This is a genomic window from Streptomyces sp. NPDC051105 (genome assembly GCF_040682795.1).
Classification (GTDB): domain Bacteria; phylum Actinomycetota; class Actinomycetes; order Streptomycetales; family Streptomycetaceae; genus Streptomyces.
The window spans coordinates 68,986-86,463 of the sequence record NZ_JBFBBR010000013.1 but is presented as its reverse complement, the minus strand read 5'-3'; the positions used below and the strand labels follow the sequence as shown (position 1 = coordinate 86,463).

21 protein-coding genes are annotated in these 17,478 nt (G+C 71.6%); 8 read left to right on the top strand and 13 right to left on the bottom strand.

Annotation, left to right across the window (positions count from 1 at the left end; genetic code table 11):
* Positions 1-116: 116 nt before the first annotated feature.
* Together AB0N16_RS29070 and AB0N16_RS29065 are read right to left on the bottom strand one after the other, a co-directional pair.
* The gene (locus AB0N16_RS29070) at positions 117-374 is read right to left on the bottom strand and encodes a WhiB family transcriptional regulator (RefSeq protein ID WP_010353616.1); all 258 of its coding nucleotides are present in this window, start codon (positions 372-374) and stop codon (positions 117-119) included.
* A 320-nt stretch (positions 375-694) separates the two neighbouring features.
* Positions 695-1,663: a diacylglycerol kinase family protein gene (locus tag AB0N16_RS29065; protein ID WP_365801717.1), complete on the bottom strand. Its 969-nt coding sequence runs from the start codon at positions 1,661-1,663 to the stop codon at positions 695-697.
* A 197-nt stretch (positions 1,664-1,860) separates the two neighbouring features.
* Here AB0N16_RS29065 and AB0N16_RS29060 point away from each other — a divergent pair, with 197 nt between their 5' ends.
* Positions 1,861-2,238, top strand: a complete 378-nt coding sequence (locus AB0N16_RS29060) for a hypothetical protein (RefSeq protein WP_365801994.1) — start codon at positions 1,861-1,863, stop codon at positions 2,236-2,238.
* A 21-nt stretch (positions 2,239-2,259) separates the two neighbouring features.
* Here AB0N16_RS29060 and AB0N16_RS29055 read toward each other — a convergent pair whose 3' ends face one another.
* The 3 genes from AB0N16_RS29055 to AB0N16_RS29045 all read right to left on the bottom strand — a co-directional run bounded on the left by AB0N16_RS29055 (position 2,260) and on the right by AB0N16_RS29045 (position 4,296).
* The gene (locus AB0N16_RS29055) at positions 2,260-3,333 is read right to left on the bottom strand and encodes an RNA polymerase sigma factor SigF (protein ID WP_365801715.1); all 1,074 of its coding nucleotides are present in this window, start codon (positions 3,331-3,333) and stop codon (positions 2,260-2,262) included.
* 17 nt (positions 3,334-3,350) lie between these two features.
* The gene (locus AB0N16_RS29050) at positions 3,351-3,764 is read right to left on the bottom strand and encodes an anti-sigma regulatory factor (protein ID WP_020130755.1); all 414 of its coding nucleotides are present in this window, start codon (positions 3,762-3,764) and stop codon (positions 3,351-3,353) included.
* Between the two features lie 271 nt (positions 3,765-4,035).
* Complete coding sequence (locus AB0N16_RS29045) at positions 4,036-4,296, bottom strand: UBP-type zinc finger domain-containing protein (RefSeq protein WP_365801712.1); 261 nt, start codon at positions 4,294-4,296, stop codon at positions 4,036-4,038.
* A gap of 61 nt (positions 4,297-4,357) precedes the next feature.
* On the opposite strand from AB0N16_RS29045, the gene AB0N16_RS29040 reads away from it, so the two are divergent.
* Entirely contained in the window at positions 4,358-5,953 is a 1,596-nt protein-coding gene (locus AB0N16_RS29040; protein ID WP_365801710.1) for a Na+/H+ antiporter, read from the top strand.
* Between the two features lie 19 nt (positions 5,954-5,972).
* Here the strand turns inward: AB0N16_RS29040 and AB0N16_RS29035 are convergent, their stop codons facing one another.
* Together AB0N16_RS29035 and AB0N16_RS29030 are read right to left on the bottom strand one after the other, a co-directional pair.
* Positions 5,973-6,854 (bottom strand): pyridoxal-phosphate dependent enzyme, encoded by an 882-nt coding sequence (locus AB0N16_RS29035; protein ID WP_365801708.1) that lies wholly within the window; start codon positions 6,852-6,854, stop codon positions 5,973-5,975.
* Between the two features lie 33 nt (positions 6,855-6,887).
* The gene (locus tag AB0N16_RS29030; RefSeq protein ID WP_365801706.1) at positions 6,888-7,478 is read right to left on the bottom strand and encodes an N-acetylmuramoyl-L-alanine amidase; all 591 of its coding nucleotides are present in this window, start codon (positions 7,476-7,478) and stop codon (positions 6,888-6,890) included.
* Between the two features lie 287 nt (positions 7,479-7,765).
* Here AB0N16_RS29030 and AB0N16_RS29025 point away from each other — a divergent pair, with 287 nt between their 5' ends.
* The 4 genes from AB0N16_RS29025 (at position 7,766) to AB0N16_RS29010 (ending at position 11,222) form a co-directional block, all read left to right on the top strand.
* Positions 7,766-9,172, top strand: coding sequence for a family 2B encapsulin nanocompartment shell protein (locus tag AB0N16_RS29025; RefSeq protein ID WP_365801704.1), 1,407 nt, complete (start codon positions 7,766-7,768; stop codon positions 9,170-9,172).
* A 113-nt stretch (positions 9,173-9,285) separates the two neighbouring features.
* Complete coding sequence (locus AB0N16_RS29020) at positions 9,286-10,401, top strand: family 2 encapsulin nanocompartment cargo protein polyprenyl transferase (protein ID WP_365801702.1); 1,116 nt, start codon at positions 9,286-9,288, stop codon at positions 10,399-10,401.
* A gap of 261 nt (positions 10,402-10,662) precedes the next feature.
* Positions 10,663-10,872, top strand: coding sequence for a hypothetical protein (locus AB0N16_RS29015; protein WP_365801700.1), 210 nt, complete (start codon positions 10,663-10,665; stop codon positions 10,870-10,872).
* Between the two features lie 17 nt (positions 10,873-10,889).
* On the top strand, positions 10,890-11,222 hold the full coding sequence (locus AB0N16_RS29010) for a DUF952 domain-containing protein (protein WP_365801698.1): 333 nt from the start codon (positions 10,890-10,892) through the stop codon (positions 11,220-11,222).
* Here the strand turns inward: AB0N16_RS29010 and AB0N16_RS29005 are convergent.
* The 6 genes from AB0N16_RS29005 to AB0N16_RS28980 form a co-directional block, all read right to left on the bottom strand.
* Complete coding sequence (locus AB0N16_RS29005; RefSeq protein ID WP_365801694.1) at positions 11,219-11,956, bottom strand: VOC family protein; 738 nt, start codon at positions 11,954-11,956, stop codon at positions 11,219-11,221. The two genes, AB0N16_RS29010 and AB0N16_RS29005, sit on opposite strands and share 4 nt — an antisense overlap.
* Positions 11,957-11,975: 19 nt before the next feature.
* Complete coding sequence (locus tag AB0N16_RS29000) at positions 11,976-12,392, bottom strand: VOC family protein (RefSeq protein ID WP_365801692.1); 417 nt, start codon at positions 12,390-12,392, stop codon at positions 11,976-11,978.
* Positions 12,393-12,442: 50 nt separating this feature from the next.
* Positions 12,443-13,813, bottom strand: a complete 1,371-nt coding sequence (locus tag AB0N16_RS28995) for a Clp protease N-terminal domain-containing protein (protein ID WP_365801690.1) — start codon at positions 13,811-13,813, stop codon at positions 12,443-12,445.
* On the bottom strand, positions 13,794-15,110 hold the full coding sequence (locus AB0N16_RS28990; protein WP_365801688.1) for a tetratricopeptide repeat protein: 1,317 nt from the start codon (positions 15,108-15,110) through the stop codon (positions 13,794-13,796). Before AB0N16_RS28990 ends, AB0N16_RS28995 begins: the two co-directional genes overlap by 20 nt.
* 1 nt (position 15,111) lies before the next feature.
* Positions 15,112-15,480: a hypothetical protein gene (locus AB0N16_RS28985; protein ID WP_365801686.1), complete on the bottom strand. Its 369-nt coding sequence runs from the start codon at positions 15,478-15,480 to the stop codon at positions 15,112-15,114.
* Positions 15,481-15,570: 90 nt separating this feature from the next.
* Positions 15,571-15,969, bottom strand: coding sequence for a helix-turn-helix transcriptional regulator (locus AB0N16_RS28980; protein ID WP_362725594.1), 399 nt, complete (start codon positions 15,967-15,969; stop codon positions 15,571-15,573).
* A gap of 106 nt (positions 15,970-16,075) precedes the next feature.
* On the opposite strand from AB0N16_RS28980, the gene AB0N16_RS28975 reads away from it, so the two are divergent.
* Both AB0N16_RS28975 and AB0N16_RS28970 read left to right on the top strand, forming a co-directional pair.
* Positions 16,076-17,230, top strand: a complete 1,155-nt coding sequence (locus AB0N16_RS28975; protein WP_365801684.1) for an inorganic phosphate transporter — start codon at positions 16,076-16,078, stop codon at positions 17,228-17,230.
* 14 nt (positions 17,231-17,244) lie between these two features.
* Positions 17,245-17,475, top strand: a complete 231-nt coding sequence (locus tag AB0N16_RS28970) for a hypothetical protein (RefSeq protein ID WP_365801682.1) — start codon at positions 17,245-17,247, stop codon at positions 17,473-17,475.
* Positions 17,476-17,478: the final 3 nt, after the last annotated feature.

Here is a 17,478-nt window from a genome sequence, read left to right as displayed (position 1 = left end):
TGGTGGGTCCGAGGCTGTTCGCTCGTTGGGGGTACTGCGCGCTGCGGCTCGGGGGCGGGAGATGCGTACTCGCTGTACGCGCCGCCAAGCTCAGGCTGTCACCAGGGGTGAGACTGTCAGGCGGTGGCCTGACGGGCTCGGTTGCGGGCGGCACGGCGCTTCATCGCGCGACGCTCATCCTCGCTGAGACCACCCCAGACGCCGGAGTCCTGACCGGACTCAAGCGCCCACTGCAGGCACTGGTCCATAACAGGGCAGCGACGGCAGACGGCCTTGGCTTCCTCGATCTGCAGCAGCGCAGGACCGGTGTTGCCGATGGGGAAGAAGAGCTCGGGGTCTTCCTCGCGGCAAACGGCGTTGTGACGCCAGTCCATGGCTGCTACCTCTCCTTGGTATTACATGCACGTTGCTTGTGAATGTGAACGCTTTCACGAATCCCTCAACAAGTGAAGGGCCGACCGCCAGGTTCCCTGGCAGGGGTCCTGTGAGTTGAAGTGGGATTCCGGTGATCAGTGGAGGCCGGTCTTGCGGGCCGTCCCGATCGCCACGTAGAGCCTCGCAAACCTCAGCGACGGATACAACCCCTTCCGGAAAGTTTTTTTTGATTCCTCGGTGTCGACTGGGTCACAGCCGTACTTCCATGGGGTGGATCCTGGCCTAAACGTTCGAGTGAAAGGAGTTTAGCCCGTTCCGCTCACACAATCACACGCAGTGCGCGGCGTACGCCTGTGAACGTCACGCTCGTACGCAGTCCTAGGTGGTCGCCGTCCATCTGAAGGGGGAGGGGGACCTTCGAATGCAAGGTGAACTGGTCCAGATCGTGCAGGGACAGGGCGTGCTTGCCATGGGGTCCGCGCTCGGGGGACGAAGTGAGCAACTGCGTGCCATACCGGGCAACCGCGGCGGTGGACAGGCGGCTGAGACCGAGTACGTCGATGCCTTTATCGAACGAGGCCTTAGGTGACGTGTACATCGGGCGATTGCCGAGATACGTCCAGGGCGAGGTGTTCGAGACTATCGCCACGACCAGATCGCCGACCGGGTCGGCGCCCGGCCGCTCAAGGGTGATCGTGCCGTGCCGACGGTGCTGCTCGCCGAAGAACTGGCGGACGACCTGTCGTACGTACAGCGCGTGCGTCGACTTCTTGCCGAGTTCGCGCTGCTGCTCGACCCGGCCGACCACGCCGGCGTCGAAGCCGAGCCCGGCGTTGAAGGTGAACCAACGGGCCGGGACCGCCTCGTCCGCGGTGCCGGGGGTGCCGGCGGTCAGCCCGAGGCCGACGACCCGCTCCTGTTTCTCGCGCAGCGCGGCGAGCAGGGCACCGGTGGCCTCGACCGGGTCGTTGGGCAGGCCGAGGGCGCGCGCGAAGACATTGGTGGAGCCGCCGGGGACCACCGCGAGACCGGGCAGCCGGTCCGGGTCGGGGCCGGCGTGGAGGAGACCGTTGACCACCTCGTTGACCGTTCCGTCGCCGCCGAGGGCCACCACGAGGTCGATGTCCTCGCTCTCCGCCGCCTGTTGGCCCAGGTCACGGGCGTGGCCGCGGTACTCGGTGGTGACGGCCTCCAGTTCGACCTCGCTCGCCAGCGCGTGGATCAGGACATCGCGCCTACGTGCGCTTGTGGTGGTTGCCGCCGGATTGACCACGAGAAGTGCACGCATGGATTGCAGCGTACCTACTCGAAAGTACCGGGCCCAGGCCGTGTTAGGGATCCGGTAAGAGAAGGGGCGTGAGTCTGAACACGTGGCCCTGCGGGTCGGGGCCGGTGTTTTCGGGCGAGGGCTACCCTTCTGGCGTGAGCAATGCGCCTACGGCCGAGAAGGCCGACGTAACCGACGGGTCCCGTCCGCGGCGGCTGATGTATGCGGCCGCACTGAGCGGACTGGAAGGGCTCGCGCTGGCGGTCGGCGGGGTGTGGATGCTCGTCCTCGGGCTCACCGGGTCTCCGGACGACCGGGGGCAGGCGGTCACCGGGGGCATCACCGTGATCGTGCTGGCGCTGCTGCCGTTGCTGGCGGCGCGGGGGCTGCTGCTGCGCAGGAGCTGGAGCCGGGGGCCTGCGGTGATCACGCAGATCATGGCGCTGCCGGTGGCCTACAGCCTGCTGCAGGCCGACAGCGCGGCCATTCCGGCGGGGATCGCGTTGGCCGTGGTGGCGGTGGCTTCGCTGGTTCTGCTGGTGAACTCCGCTACCACCCAGGCCCTGGGAATCAAGGGGCCCGGGCGTAGTAGCTGATCCGCGGGGCGGTGCGGGGACCTACTCCTCCACCAGCAGCTTCTCGCGGAGCTGGGCCAGCGTCCGGGCCAGCAGCCGGGAGACGTGCATCTGGCTGATGCCGACCTCCTGGGCGATCTGGGACTGGGTCATGTTGCCGAAGAAGCGGAGGAGAAGGATCCGCTTCTCTCGGGGCGGGAGGTCTTCCAGGAGCGGCTTGAGGGACTCACGGTACTCGACGCCCTCCAGCGCCTCGTCCTCCGCGCCGAGCGTGTCGGCGACCGCCGGGGACTCGTCGTCGGTGTCGGGGACGTCCAGGGACAGCGTGGAGTACGCGTTGGCCGACTCCAGGCCCTCCAGGACCTCCTCCTCCGAGATCGCGAGCTTCTCGGCGAGCTCGTGGACCGTGGGGGAGCGGCCGTGCTGCTGGGACAGCTCGGCCGTGGCGGTGGTGAGCGCGAGACGCAGCTCCTGGAGACGGCGCGGGACGCGGACCGCCCAGCCCTTGTCGCGGAAGTGGCGCTTGATCTCGCCGACCACGGTCGGGGTCGCGTACGTGGAGAACTCCACGCCCCGCTCCGGGTCGAACCGGTCGACCGACTTGATCAGGCCGATGGTGGCGACCTGGGTGAGGTCGTCCAGCGGCTCGCCGCGGTTGCGGAACCGGCGCGCGAGGTGCTCCACGAGCGGGAGATGCATCCGGACCAGCTTGTTGCGCAGCTCCGCGTACTCGGGACTGCCGTCCTTCAGCTTGCGCAGCTCGATGAACATGGCGCGCGCCCCGCTGCGGTCCTGAGGCCCGTGCGGGGTCGCCTGGACAACCTCCGCGGCCAGCGCCTCGTCCTCGGCGTATCGCTCGTGCTCGCTCATCGTCCCGCCCGTCGCCCTTCCACGAGCATTCGCCCCGGCCCGGTCCGGGGTCGCGACCCCGTTCCGCCCTTCCGGAGGCGCGCTCTGCGCGGCACCGTCCGGCCCGATCCGCGCGGAGGGTTCCTCCGGGTGCGGCCTGGCCTGTTCCGGGATGCCGTCGATGCCGTCAGCCATGCGGCGGGAGCCGGCCTCGGGGTCTTCGCCCCCGGCCGGCAGCTCCCGTGTGCCGCGCTCTTCGTCCCGCACCGGCCCGTCCCCGTTCCTCACGCCGGCCCGGGTCCCGCGCCGCGCTGTTTGTAGAGGCTGATCGTCACGGTCTTGTCCTCGTCGACGGCCGACGAGACCTTGCCGGCCAGGGCCGAGAGCACGGTCCAGGCGAAGGTGTCGCGCGAAGGGGCGTGGCCGTCCGTGGTCGGGGCGGAGACCGTGACCTCCAGCGAGTCGTCGACGAGGCGGAAGACACAGCTGAGCACCGAGCCGGGAACGGCCTGCTGGAGCAGGATCGCGCAGGCCTCGTCCACCGCGATGCGCAGGTCCTCGATCTCGTCCAGGGTGAAGTCCAAGCGGGCGGCGAGACCGGCCGTGGCCGTCCGCAGCACCGACAGGTAGGCACCCGCGGCCGGCAGCCGGACTTCCACGAAGTCCTGGGTCGCGGGTTCGCCTGCGATCTGGGACACCCTCACCTCCATGGTGGTACAAGCTTTTCGGGGCCGAGGGTCGCCCCCCGGGGTAACGCACTACGTTGTTCAGCGGTGACGCTACCGCGCTCCGAACTTTTCTGTCCCGGGACCCCAACCCCCTGGCGTCACTCACAGTAAACCTGTGGATACGCTCCGTGTCTAGGGGTCCGGCTTGCCCAATTGGGAAGAGCGCGCGCCGGGTTGACGTACCCCGGCGTCGAACCGTCGAACCGTCGCCACGGCCGCCTTCAGCAGCCGTACTGCAGTGTCACACGAGGACGTGGTCGACGAAGCACCAGCGCCAGTCCTCGCCCGGCTCGAAGGTCCGCATCACGGGGTGACCGGACGTCTCGTGGTGCCCCGTCGCGTGTCTTCCCGGTGACGAGTCGCAGCAGGCGACATGGCCACAGGTCAGACAGAGCCGCAGCTGGACGGGGTGCCAGCCCCGGGAGAGACACTCCGGGCAGGTCTCGTTCAGTGGCTCGGGTTCCGGGTGCGGCAGCGCGCCGGCGTGCGTGCACTGTTTCATGATTGCCAGATTACGACGGCTGTGCGGGTGGCCGCGCGGAAAATGAGGGCGGGCGAGGATCATGGACGTGTTGCCACTGCTGTTGCTGGTGGCCGGAAGCGCGGCGATCGCCGGTGCGGCGCGGCGCACCCCGGTGCCGGCGCCCCTGCTGCTGGTCGCCGTCGCACTGACGGTGTCGTACATTCCCGGGGTTCCCGACTACACGCTCGACCCGGAGGTCGTGCTGCCGCTGGTGCTGCCACCGCTGCTGTACAAGGAGGGCACCGAGAGCTCGTATCTCGATCTGCGGGCCAACGTACGGCCCGTGGCGCTGCTGTCGGTGGGGTACGTGCTCTTCGCGACCTTCGTCGTCGGCTGGGCCGCCTATGCGATCGTGCCCGGGCTGCCACTGCCCGCGGCGCTGGCGCTGGGAGCGGTGCTGGCGCCCACGGACGCCGTCGCGGCCGCCGCGATCGCCCGCCGGGTGGGGCTGCCGTCCCGGCTCACCACGATCCTGCAGGGCGAGTCCCTGCTGAACGACGCCACCGCGATCACCGCCTACCGGGTGGCCGTCGCGGCCGCCCTCGGCGAGGGCGCCTCCTGGATCCACGGGGTCGGCGAGTTCCTGGTGGCCGCGATCGGCGGCGTGCTGGTCGGGGTGGCGCTGATGGTGCCGATCCACTGGCTGCGCACCCATCTCCGGGAGCCCCTGCTCCAGAACACGCTGTCGCTGCTGATCCCGTTCGTCGCCTACGGCGTCGCCGAGCAGTTCCACGCCTCAGGTGTGCTGGCGGTCGTGGTGGTCGCCCTCTATCTCGGCCACCGCGCCTGGGAGGTCGACTTCGCCACCCGTCTCCAGGAGGACGCGGTGTGGCGGATGGTCGCGTTCCTGCTGGAGTCGGCGGTCTTCGCACTGATCGGACTGCAACTGCCGGTCGTCCTGAAGGGCCTCGGCGCGTACAAGGGCATAGACGCCGCCTGGTACGCGGTCGCCCTCTTCCTCGTCGTGGTCGCGGCCCGTTTCGTGTGGATCTACCCGGCGACCTTCCTGCCGCGCATGCTCATCCGGCGGATCCGCGAGCGGGAGGAGAACCCCACCTGGAGAACGCCCATCGTCGAGTCCTGGGCCGCCATGCGGGGGGTCGTCTCGCTGGCCATCGCCTTCTCGATCCCGCTCACCGTGCACGACGGCAGCCCCTTCCCGCAGCGCAACCTGATCCTGTTCCTGACCTTCACGACCGTCATCGGCACCCTGGTGGTGCAGGGCCTCAGCCTGGCCCCGCTGATCCGCCTGATGAAGTTCCCGCCCCGGGACGTGCAGGCCGAGACCCTCGCCGAGGCCAACGCCCAGGCGCAGGCGTCCCGTGCGGCCGAGAACCGCCTCGACGAACTCCTCGCCGACGAGAGCAACGAGCTGCCGCCGCCGCTCGCCGACCGCCTGCGCGCGGTCCTGGAACGCCGCCGCAACGCCGTCTGGGAGCGCCTCGGCCAGACCAACCCCGTCACCGGCGAGACAGTCGACGACACCTACCGCCGGCTGTCCCGCGACATGATCAGCGCCGAACGCGAGGTCTTCGTCCGGCTCCGTGACCACCGCTACATCGACGACGAGATGCTCCGCACCCTGCTGCGCCGTCTCGACCTGGAGGAGGCGGCGGCGTACCGGGAGGCGGCCTGAGGGGCAGAAGAAGCGCTGGTCAGGCGGTGATGACCGCCGCCACCCGCGTCCCGCGCCGCAACGCGCCCTCCGTCGCCAGCTCGACAAGCCCGTACAGCAATTTGGCGACATACAACCGCTCCACCCCCACCCCGTGCCGGTCCTCGAAGTCCCGCGCGAAGTCGTCGAGTCCGGGCGTCGTCCGCGCGTATCCACCGAAGTGGAACCGCTCGTCGAGCGACCAGTCCCCCCGGCGCCCCCCGAACGCCACTGTCTGGAGCCGCTCCGTCTCCGCCGCCAGGAACCCGCCCCGCAGCACCGGCACCCCCAGCGCCCGCTGTCCCGCGCCCAGCCCGGCGGCGAGCCCGGCCAGCGTGCCCCCGGTTCCGCACGCGATCGCCACCAGGTCGGCCCGTCCGCGCAGCTCCTCGCCGAGGGCCCGGCACCCGCGCACCGCCGCCGCGTTGCTGCCGCCCTCCGGCACGACATACGCGTCCTCGGCCCCCACCGCCCGCGCCAGACCGGCCAGCACCTCCGGCTCGGTCTTGCGCCGGTACGTCGACCTGTCGACGAAGTGCAGACGCATGCCGTCGGCCGCGCACCGCGCCAGCGAGGGGTTCAGCGGCCGGGCGGCCAGTTCCTCGCCCCGCACCACGCCCACCGTCGGAAAACCGAGCAGGCGCCCGGCCGCGGCCGTCGCCCGCAGATGGTTGGAGTACGCCCCGCCGAAGGTGAGCAGCGGCCGGCCGGCCGCCGCCTCGACGTTCGGGACCAGCTTGCGCCACTTGTTGCCGATCAGCTCCGGGTGGATCAGGTCGTCCCGCTTGAGGAGGAGCCGGACGCCCTGGCGGGCGAACCGGTCGTCGGCCACCTCCTCGAGGGGAGACGGGAGCCGGGGCGAAAGTATGTCGGCGCTGGTCACGCCGTCATTGTCGCCCGCAGTGCGCACCGGGGCTCACTTCAGGCGGTCCCGGACGCGCTCGCGCAACCAGCCCATGGTGAAGCCGCGGGGGTCCACCTTCCCCGGCTGCCACTCCGCGTGGCCGATCACCGACCGCTCGGACCAGCCGTGCCGCCGGCACACCGCCGCGGCCACCTTCTCGATCGCCTCCAGCTGGGCCTCGGGCCAGGGATCCGCGCCGTCGCCCAGGTTCTCGCACTCGAAGCCGTAGAAGTGCCGGTTGCCGTCCGTGTTCGCCTCGTTGACCGGGGGCAGGGCCTTCTCGGCGATCACGGCGCGCAGGACGTCGTCGTCGCCCAGCCCCGCATGGTTGGCACGGCCGTGGCCGACGAGATGGACCGTGCCGTCCTTGGTGATGACTCCGTGGCACAGCGGGCCGGGGAGGCCGGGGCGGCCGTCGTAGCAGATCCGGACCGTGTCCTCGGTGCCGTCGGTCACCGAGTGGTGGATCATCACGCCGTGGACGGGGCCCCAGGGCCCCTTGTGGTTCCGGTTGTGTTCTCTCCAGTCGCCGACCTCGACGACCGTGACGCCCTCGCTCCGCAACGCGTCGAGGAAAGCGCCCGCGGACATGGGTGGGGCCATGACCGCCTCCTTCGCTTTTGTACTGGCTTGTACCGGAACTTCTACCGAAGGCACGGGTCCCGGACCAGCTCCCCCGAAGATGTTCGGGTCCTGTGCGAGTTGATCCGGACAAGTCGTCATATCGAGGGTTAGGTGAGCGGTTATTCGCCCGGCATGCCCACTTGTTCGATGATCTATTCCCGCTCTTTCGGGTAATGGTCCCGGCACGCTCCGTGATGACAGGGTGGCCGATGAGACCGATGTGCGGGCAGATCGGCGTCCGCGCAGGTATGGGAGGGCATTTCCTTATGTCGGTAGGCGAAGAGGTCCGCACGGATCAGGGCAAGCCGCAGCAGTCTCTGGACACGGCGGCCGCGCGGAACCTGGCCACCACGACCAAGTCCGCGCCCCAGATGCAGGAGATCAGCTCCCGCTGGCTGCTGCGGACGCTGCCCTGGGTCGATGTCCAGGGCGGCACGTACCGAGTGAACCGGCGGCTCACCTACACGGTCGGCGACGGCCGTATCACGTTCCTGAAGACCGGCGACCGGGTCGAGGTCATCCCCGCGGAGCTGGGCGAGCTGCCCATCCTGCGGTCGTACGAGGACCAGGAGGTGCTGGGGGAGCTGGCCCAGCGCTGCCGGCAGCGCGACTTCGCCGCGGGCGAGGTCATCGCCTCGTTCGGCAACCAGGCGGAGGAGGTCTATCTGCTGGCCCACGGCCGTGTCGAGAAGGTCGGCACCGGTCCCTACGGGGACGACGCGGTGCTCGGCGTCCTCGCCGACGGCGCGCACTTCGGCGAGCAGGGCCTGATCGACCCGGACGCCATCTGGGAGTACACCGCCCGCGCGGACACGGCCTGCACCGTGCTGACCCTGTCCCGGCAGGACTTCGAGCAGGTCGCCGAGCGCGCCGACTCGCTGCGCGAGCACCTTCAGCGGCTGCGCGCGATCCCCGAGCAGCGCACCAACAAGTTCGGCGAGAAGGAGGTCGCCCTCGCGGCCGGCCACAGCGGCGAGCCCGAGATCCCGCACACCTTCGTCGACTACGAGGCCCGGCCGCGCGAGTACGAGCTGAGCATCGCCCAGACCGTGCTGCGCATCCACACCCGGGTGGCCGACCTCTACAACCAGCCGATGAACCAGACCGAGCATCAGCTCCGGCTCACCGTCGAGGCGTTGAAGGAGCGCCAGGAGCACGAGCTGATCAACAACGCGGAGTTCGGCCTGCTCAGCAACTGCCAGTACGACCAGCGGCTGCAGCCGCACGACGGCGTGCCCAGCCCGGACGACATGGACGAGCTGCTCAGCCGCCGCCGCGGCACCAAGCTCTTCCTCGCCCACCCGCGCGCAATCGCCGCCTTCGGCCGTGAGCTCAACAAGCGCGGACTGGTCCCCGAGTCCGTCGAGGTCGGCGGCAACCGCATCCCGACCTGGCGCGGGGTCCCGATCTACCCGTGCAACAAGATCCCGGTCTCCGAGGCCCGGACCACGTCGATCATCGCCATGCGTACGGGCGAGGCGGACCAGGGCGTCATCGGGCTGCGCCAGTCCGGGATCCCCGACGAGATCGAGCCGAGCCTCTCGGTGCGCTTCATGGGCATCAACGAGCAGGCCATCATCAACTACCTGGTCACGGCCTACTACTCGGCGGCCGTCCTGGTCCCCGACGCGCTCGGCGTGCTGGAGAACGTCGAGATCGGCCGCTGGAGGTGACGTTTCCGCACTTGGCGGCCGTGTTCCCGCCCTCCGGGGCGGGTACACCCTCGGGGTACGTGCCGAGCCGGGGCGGAGACGCCACCGTACGCGCACTCCGCGAGGGGGAGGCCATGGCCGAGTTCGTGACGGAGCGGCAGCAGCGTGCCACGGGGGCGCCGCCGGAAACTCCGCCGCCGGAAAGTCCAGAGTCCCTCGACGGGGCCGAGGCGGCGGCCATACTGGACCGGGCCCGGGCCTCGGTCGACCCCGAACTGCGCACGGCCGTCGACTCGTTGCCCGGTTCGATGCGGCGGATCGCGCGCTACCACTTCGGGTGGGAGCAGGCGGACGGCACCCCGGCGGCCGGCGACGCGGGGAAGGCCCTCCGGCCCGCCCTGGTCCTCGCCGCCGCCGACGCGCTCGGCGGACCGGCAGCCCGGGCGGCCGCCGTACGGGCCGCGGCCGCCGTGGAACTGGTGCACAACTTCACACTGCTGCACGACGACGTCATGGACCGGGACACCTCCCGTCGGCACCGGCCCACGGCGTGGACCGTGTTCGGTGACGCCGACGCGATCCTCGCCGGGGACGCCCTCCAGGCGCTGGCTCTGCGGCTGCTCGCCGAGGACCCGCACCCGGCGTCCGGGCCGGCCGCCGTCCGGCTCACCCAGTGCGTCCTCGAACTGTGCGCCGGCCAGCACGCGGACACGGCCATGGAGGCCCGGGCCCCCGGCGAGGTCGGCCTCGACGAGGTGCTCGTCATGGCCGAGGCCAAGACCGGGGCGCTGCTCGGTTCCGCCTGCGCCCTGGGCGCGCTGTACGCGGGGGCGGCAGCGGAGGAGGTGGCGGCGCTCGACGGCTTCGGCCGGCAGGCCGGGCTCGCCTTCCAGCTGATCGACGACGTCATCGGGATATGGGGTGATCCACGACGCACCGGCAAGCCGGCCGGCGCGGACCTGGCCGCCCGCAAGAAGTCCCTGCCGGTCGTCGCGGCCCTCACCTCGGGCACCCCGGCCGCGGACGAACTCGCCGAACTGTACGCCGGGCCGCGGGAGCGGGCCGACGCCGACGAGATCGCGCGTATGGCGCTGGCCGTGGAGCGGGCGGGCGGCCGTGACTGGGCGCAGGCCGAGGCGGCCGACCGGATGGCCCGGGTGATGCAGGAACTCGCCCGTGCCGTACCCGACCCCGAGTCGGCCGGCGGTCTGCTCGCGCTCGCCGAGTTCGTGACCCGGCGCAGCAGGTGAAGACCCCGGAGCCCCCGGAACCGCGCGGCTCCTGACCCCGCACGGCCCCCGGGGGCTCCGGCCCGACGGGTCCCGCACATCCCCACGGTGTGCGGGGCCCGCCGATTGCCACGGCGTGCGGCCGCCGTTCTCCACAGTGCGCGGGCCCGCCGCCCTCCACACTGTGCGGGGCGCCGCCTTTTGCCGGGCTCGGCCAGCTCTGCCGGGCTCTCCGGGTTCCTTCGGATCCCGGAGATCTCCGTTTCGGCCTAGGCTGGTGATATGGGCAGCCAGGACCGGGTTTGTCCGGAGTGTGGGCAGGCCGTCGAGACAGTGGTGCGTCGGCACAAGACGCTGGGGGCGTGGGTTCCCGTCTGGGGGACCGGTCCCTGCCGTAACCCCGACTGCGCCGGGAACCGCACGGAAGAGCGGCCGGTGCCCCCGCCCCCGCCCACGCCGCCCGAATCGGACGACGCGAGCCCTACTCGCTGACGCCGTAGCGTGCTCGCATGACCGGACTCCCGAACATTCTGCACATCACCGAGCGCTCCCTGTGGGAGGAGGCCCGCGCGCGGGGCTCCTACGAGCTGTCCACCCGCGGCCGCACCCTCCAGGAGGAGGGCTTCATCCACTGCTCCACCCGCGACCAACTCCCGCGCATAGCCGCCTTCTTGTACGGCACCTACGACGGACCGGACGAGCTGGTGGTGCTGGTCGTGGACCCGGCCCGGGTCGGCGTACCGGTGAAGTGGGAGGCGGCCGAGCCGGGCGGCGAGGAGTTCCCGCACGTGTACGGGCCGATCCCGGTCGCGGCCGTGGTGGATGTGGAGCCCTGGGGCTAGCGGCCGGGAAGTCCGCCGGTCTCCGGGTCCCGGCCGGTCAGGCAGTAGACGCCGCCCGCCGGGTCGCGCAGGACCGTCCAGTGCCGGCCGTCGGCCACATGGACCGCGCCGAGCTCCTCGTGCCGGGCCCGGGTCGCCGCGATGTCCGCGCAGGCCAGGTCGAGGTGGGCCCCGGCGGGCCGCTCGTCGGCCAGCCGCTGGAGCAGGATCCGCACGGGCAGCCCGGCCGGTGGCCTGAGCACCCGGAACTCCGGCAGCGAACCGGTCAGCAGCTCCCACCCGGTCAGCTCCGCCCAGAACGCGGTCTCCGTCCCGTACGCGGACGCCGGGATGTCGAGGCTGACCTGGTCGAGCCGGCTGCCCGCGACGACCGGCGGCCGCACCGACTCCCCCTGCCAGGACACCGCGCACCACAACTGCCCTCCGGGGGAGCGCAGTACGGCCCAGCCCTCGTGCTCGGCGACCTGTTCGGCGCCGAGTTCCCGGGCCCGCTTCACCAGGCCCGGTACGTCCTCCACGCAGAGGTCCAGGTGGGCTCCGCCGGGGCCCGAGTCGACGCCCTGGAGCTTCACGCAGGCGTCGACGCCGCTGGCCGGCAGCAGCGTCACGAACTCGTCGTTCTCGCCGCGGGGTGCGGAGAGGAAGGTGCCGGTGACGGCCGTCCAGAAAGCCTGGGCGGCGGCGAGGTGCGCGGCGGGGCGGTCGGCGAAGGCGTACGTCCAGCGGATGGTCATGGACGGGATCGTAGAGGGGCTACTTGTCGCGGCGTTCGGTGAAGCGCAGCAGGTTGCCCGCCGGGTCCCGGAACGCGCAGTCCCGTACGCCCCAGTGCTGGTCCATCGGCTCCTGGATCACGTCACCACCGTGTTCCCGCACCCGCTCGTAGAGCGCGTCGCAGTCGGTGGTGGAGAAGATCACCCCGCGCAGCATGCCCTTGGCGAGCAGTTCGGCCATGGCCTGCCGGTCGGCGGGGGAGGCGTCCGGGTTGGCGCCGGGCGGCTCCAGCACGATCTCCACGCCCGGCTGCTGGGGCGACCCGACGGTCACCCAGCGCATCCCCTCGAACGCCACGTCGTTGTGGACCTCCAGGCCGAGGACGTCCCGGTAGAAGGCCAGGGCCTTGTCATGGTCGTCGACGGCGATGAAACACTGCGCGAGTTTTACGTCCATGGGGTCAGGCTAGGAGGAAACGGCCGGCCGTGCCGGATCGGCTCCTGGCCTCAGCTCATGGCCCAGACGTAGGGGTCGTGGCCGGGGGGCGGGCCGGCCTGAGCGGTGGGGGCCGGGGTGCGGATGCCCGAGGTGGCGGCGAGGGCCTGGGTGACATGGGCGGCCGTGACGGTCAGCGGGCCGTCCGGGGGTGTGTCCGCACGGGCGGCGTGGGCCCGGGCCAGGGCCGCCGCCTCGTCCAGGAGGTCGAACGCCGAGCCGGGCAGCGCCCGGTCGGGCACGTGGTCGTGGGCGAGGGCGGCGGCCGCCGCCAGGGCCTCGTCGGTGAGGGTCACCGCGTGGTGCTCCGCAAGGGCCGCCCGCCCGGCGCGGAGGATCTCGCGTACGTCGGCGGCGGGCGGCTCTTCGAGCGGGACGGGCTGGACGAGGCGGTCGAGGCCGGGGTCGGGGTCCCGGCGGTCGTAGTCCCGGGGGCCGCAGTCGCCGAAGGCCAGGACATCCGGGGCTTCCAGGAGCGGGCGGAGCAGCCCGAGGGGGGTGGTGGTGCCCTCGGGCAGGTGCAGCGGGGTGAGGGCGCCGTTCAGGTAGAGGATCACGCCGGTGCTCTCCCTGACCTCGTGGAGGAGGTCGGCGATCAGAGCGGTGCCGCGGGCGCGGTGGTGGGGGTCGGTCAGGACGGCACTCAGGTCGAGGGCGCGGACCCGGCGGCCGAGAAGGGCGTCCGGTACCCGGCCCTCGCCGACGGCCCGGGCGACCCCCACGGCCACGGCCTCCTTGCCCACGCCGGGCGGGCCGGTGAGGAGCGGGACTCGGCGGTCGCGCCGGGTGAGGGTGCGCAGGACCCGGTCGATCTCGGTGGCGCGGCCGATGACGGGCATGGCGTCGGCGGCCGGATCCCGGGTGAGGGACTCCAGCAGGGAGTGGGCGGCCGGGTCCCGGGTGACGGCGCCCGGCAGGGAGTGGGCGGCCGGATCCCCGGTGAGGGAGCCCGGCAGGGAGTCGGCCTCCGGGGCGGTGAGGAACGCGCGGATCCACTCGGGGGCGAGCTGGGGGTACGCGAGGATGTCCGCCGGCAGGGTGTGCGCGGTGGCCTGCAGCGCGAGCAGGATGTGAACGGGCTGCACGAGCCGGTGACCGAGCCGGTCGGCCTCCCGGGGCGCCCGCTCGAACACGGCGGCGGCCTCACCGGTCAGCGGCAGGTGGTCCCGCGGCTCGGCCGTGCCCCTGCCCAGGGCGGCGGTCAGCGCCGCGCGCAGCCCTTCGGCGGGTGTGCCGAGCAGCCCTACGACCTCGGTCTCGTCCGCGGCGAGCAGCGCGAGCAGGACGTGCCCGGACTCGACGTACCAGTGCTTGAGCGCCCGTGCCTCCTCGCGGGCGAGGTCGACGACCTCCCGCGCCCGGTCACTGAACCTCTCGTACATCGCTCACCCCCGCCAGGTCCGCCCGGGCCCTTCGGGTGTGCGGGTGTTCCGCGCCCAGCAGCCGCTCCCGTACCGCCACCACCTCCCGCAGCAGCGCCAGGGCCTCCTCCCGGCCGCCCGCGAACGCCAGGTTGCGGGCCAGCAGATGCCGGGTCCGCAGCGTGTGCGGATGTTCCGTGCCGAGCACCCGCCCCCGGTCCGCGAGCAGCACCCGGAGCATCCCGACCGCCTCCTCCCGGTGCCCCGCCTCGCCGAGGTTGACGGCGAGGAACTGCCGGGTGCGCAGGCTGTCCTCGTGGTCGGGGCCGAGCAGCCGCAGCTGATCGGCGAGGAGCCGGCGCAGCAGCCCGGCCGCCTCCACGGGGCTGCCGGCGCCGCCGAGGCTGTGCGCGTGGGACTGGCGGCCGCGCAAGGTGTCCTCGTGCTCGGCGCCCAGGATCCGGGTCTGCTCGTCGACGATCTCCCCGAGCAGCGCGGCGGCTCTCGTCCAGTCCCCGGCCCGGCCCTGCTCCACCGCGGCCGTGTGGCGGCGGCGCAGCTCGGGTCCGGCGGTGGCGCCGAACGCGCGGTTGATGCCCAGGGCGATCGAACTGGCCGTGCCGGCGCCCCGGTTGCGCGGGGTGGGCAGGCCCTCGGCGGCCATGATGGCGCTCAGGCGGCGGTAGAGGTCGTCGACCGTGAGCAACTCGGGCCCGCCGACCACCCCTTCGCGCAGCAGCCGTATCAACCGGCCGGAGAAGGCGGTGTGTTCCTCGTCGGGAAGGGCGAGGGCGACCTGGTCGCGCTGGGCGGAGGTCAGGACGTAGGTACCGGCCACCTCCAGCCGGTCGATCCGCCCCGTGTCGCCGCTGAGCGAGTCGCCGACGGCCCGGCCGGAGAAGCAGCAGTCGAGGACGACCACCTTGGTCTCGGCGGGCGAGTCCAGGACGGCGTCGCGCAGCTTGTCGTACTCCAGGGAGTTGAACTCGGGCGCCTCCCAGCGGCTGTCCGGCAGCGCCAGGTACAGGGCGTGGCGGCGCCCGGCGACCAGGCCGTGACCGGCGTAGTAGACCAGCAGGAGGTCCTCGGCCTCGGCGACGGCGGAGCGCAGCCGGTCACCGACCGTGCGCAGGTCGCCGTCGTCGAGCAGGACCGTGCAGTGACTCTCGGGGACGAGCCGGTACGAGGGCTCCGTGAGCAGCCCGGCGAGGTCGGTGACGGTCCGCTCGACGGCCGGCAGGTCGGGCAGTGCCGGGTCGGAGTAGCGGCTCGCGCCGATCAGGACGACCCGGGAGCGGTGGGGGTCGGGGAGGCGCATGTCACCCGCCCTGTTCCGGCCGCTCCTCGAGGGCTTGCCGCAGGATCTGTTCGACGTCCTCGCGGCTGACCCGCTTGGCGTCGATCTCGACGGCCGGCCCGTGCTCGTGCCTGACGATCAGTTTCACGTCGCTGCGGCGCGGCTGGGTGAGCCAGGCACGCAGACAGGAGGCGAGCACGGTGAGCGGGCCGCCCGCGCCCAGCAGCACGGACACCGTGTCGAGCGGGACGCCCAGCCGGCCCTCGGCCGGGACGCCCCCGGTGAGCCGGACCTTGCCGGCGAGCGCCGGCTCGCCGCTCAGCCAGTCGGTCAGGGACTCGGCGTCCGCGACCGGGACGGGGCTCAGGACAGAGATGATCGCAGTTGCCACGGATCCCCCCGAAGCGTGCACAGGCCTTGTCGGGCAACGGTGTTGACCTTGACGGCCAGTGTAGGGCCGGGACAGCGGAAAGCGACCTGGTCAGTACGGACGGCGACGGGGCCGGGTGAACGTACGGGCCACACAGGACGGGATCACCGTGCTCTCCTCGTGGTCCCGCGCCCGGTACGCGCTCGGCGTCTCCCCGACCAGCTCGGTGAACCGCGAGCTGAAGGAGCCCAGCGAGGTACAGCCGACGGCCATGCACACCTCCGTCACGGTGAGGTCGCCGCGTCGCAGCAGCGCCTTGGCCCGTTCGACCCGCCGGGTCATGAGGTAGCTGTACGGCGTCTCCCCGAAGGCCTTGCGGAAGCTGCGCTGGAAGTGACCCGGGGACATGAGGGCCGTCCGCGCGAGCTCGGTCATGTCGAGCGGCTCGGCGTACTCGCGGTCCATGCGGTCGCGCGCCCGGCGCAGCCGCCTCAGGTCCTCCAGGGTCATGGCCTCAGCATGGCATGCACATCACGCACACGGACCGGGTCTGTTCTTGAACCTTCGTTCGCCTCCGGTTCTCGCGCAATTGGTCAGCGCTTGTTTGCATAGAGGAATGGACCACATCACGTTCCTCGTGGCGGTCGTGATCGTCACTGCACTTGCTTTCGACTTCACCAATGGGTTCCATGACACGGCGAACGCGATGGCCACGTCCATCGCCACAGGTGCGCTCAGACCGAAGACAGCCGTTCTGATCAGTGGCGTGCTGAACCTGGTCGGAGCCTTCCTCTCGACAGAGGTCGCCAAGACGATCTCCGGCGGCATTGTCAACGACGCCAAGGTGACTCCAGCGATGATCTTCGCGGGGCTCGTGGGTGCGATCCTCTGGAATCTGCTGACCTGGCTGGTCGGGCTGCCCTCCAGCTCCTCCCACGCCCTGTTCGGTGGGCTGATCGGCGCGGTGTGGGTCGGTGCCGGCTCGGGGGCGGTCAACTTCGACAAGGTCCTCGAGAAGATCATCATCCCGGCGTTCGCCTCGCCGGTGGTGGCGGGCGTCGCCGCGCTGATCGCGACGTACTGCGCCTACAAGCTCACCGTCCGCGGCCGCGAGGGCTCGGTGACCAAGGGCTTCCGGCTCGGGCAGATCGGCTCGGCCTCGCTGGTCTCGCTCGCGCACGGCACCAACGACGCCCAGAAGACCATGGGCATCATCACCCTGACCCTGATCTCCGTCGACGCGCTCCCGGGCGACGCCGGCCCGCCGGTCTGGGTCATCTTCACCGCCGGTCTCGCCATCGCCCTCGGCACCTACATCGGCGGCTGGCGGATCATCCGCACCATGGGCAAGGGTCTGACCGAGATCCAGTCCCCGCAGGGCTTCGCGGCGGAGACCGCCTCCACGGCCGTCATCCTGACCTCGGCCCACATGGGCTTCGCCCTGTCCACGACGCAGGTCGCCTCCGGTTCCATCCTCGGCGCGGGCCTCGGCCGGAAACTCGCGGAGGTCCGCTGGGGCATCGCCGGCCGCATGGTGGCCGCCTGGCTGGTCACCCTGCCCTGTGCCGCGCTGGTCGGCGGCGTCTCCGCGGCCGCGGTCAAGCACGGCGGCAACTTCGGCACGGTCGTGGTCGCGCTGGTCGGCGCCGCGCTCGCGGCGGGCATCGTCCTGCTGTCGCGTCGCAACCCGATCGACGCGAAGAACGTCAACGACGGCCACAAGGTCGCCCTTCGCAGCGCAGCCCCGTCCAACGTCGGCACCGCCGCCTGAGTGAGGGAGTTCCCATGAGCATCGACTGGACCGCACTCGGGCAGGTCACCGCGGTGAGCATCGGCGTTACAGTCGCAGTGGTGGTCGTCTTCGCCCTCGGTGTCCTCGGGCTCGCCCGTTACGAGGGTGCCAAGGAGCAGGGCGGCACCAGCACCGTGGGCGCCGCCCAGGCAGGGCTGTGCTTCCTCGCCTGCGTGGCCGTGGTGGCGTACGGGATCTATCTGATCGTCCCGCAGTTCCACTGATCC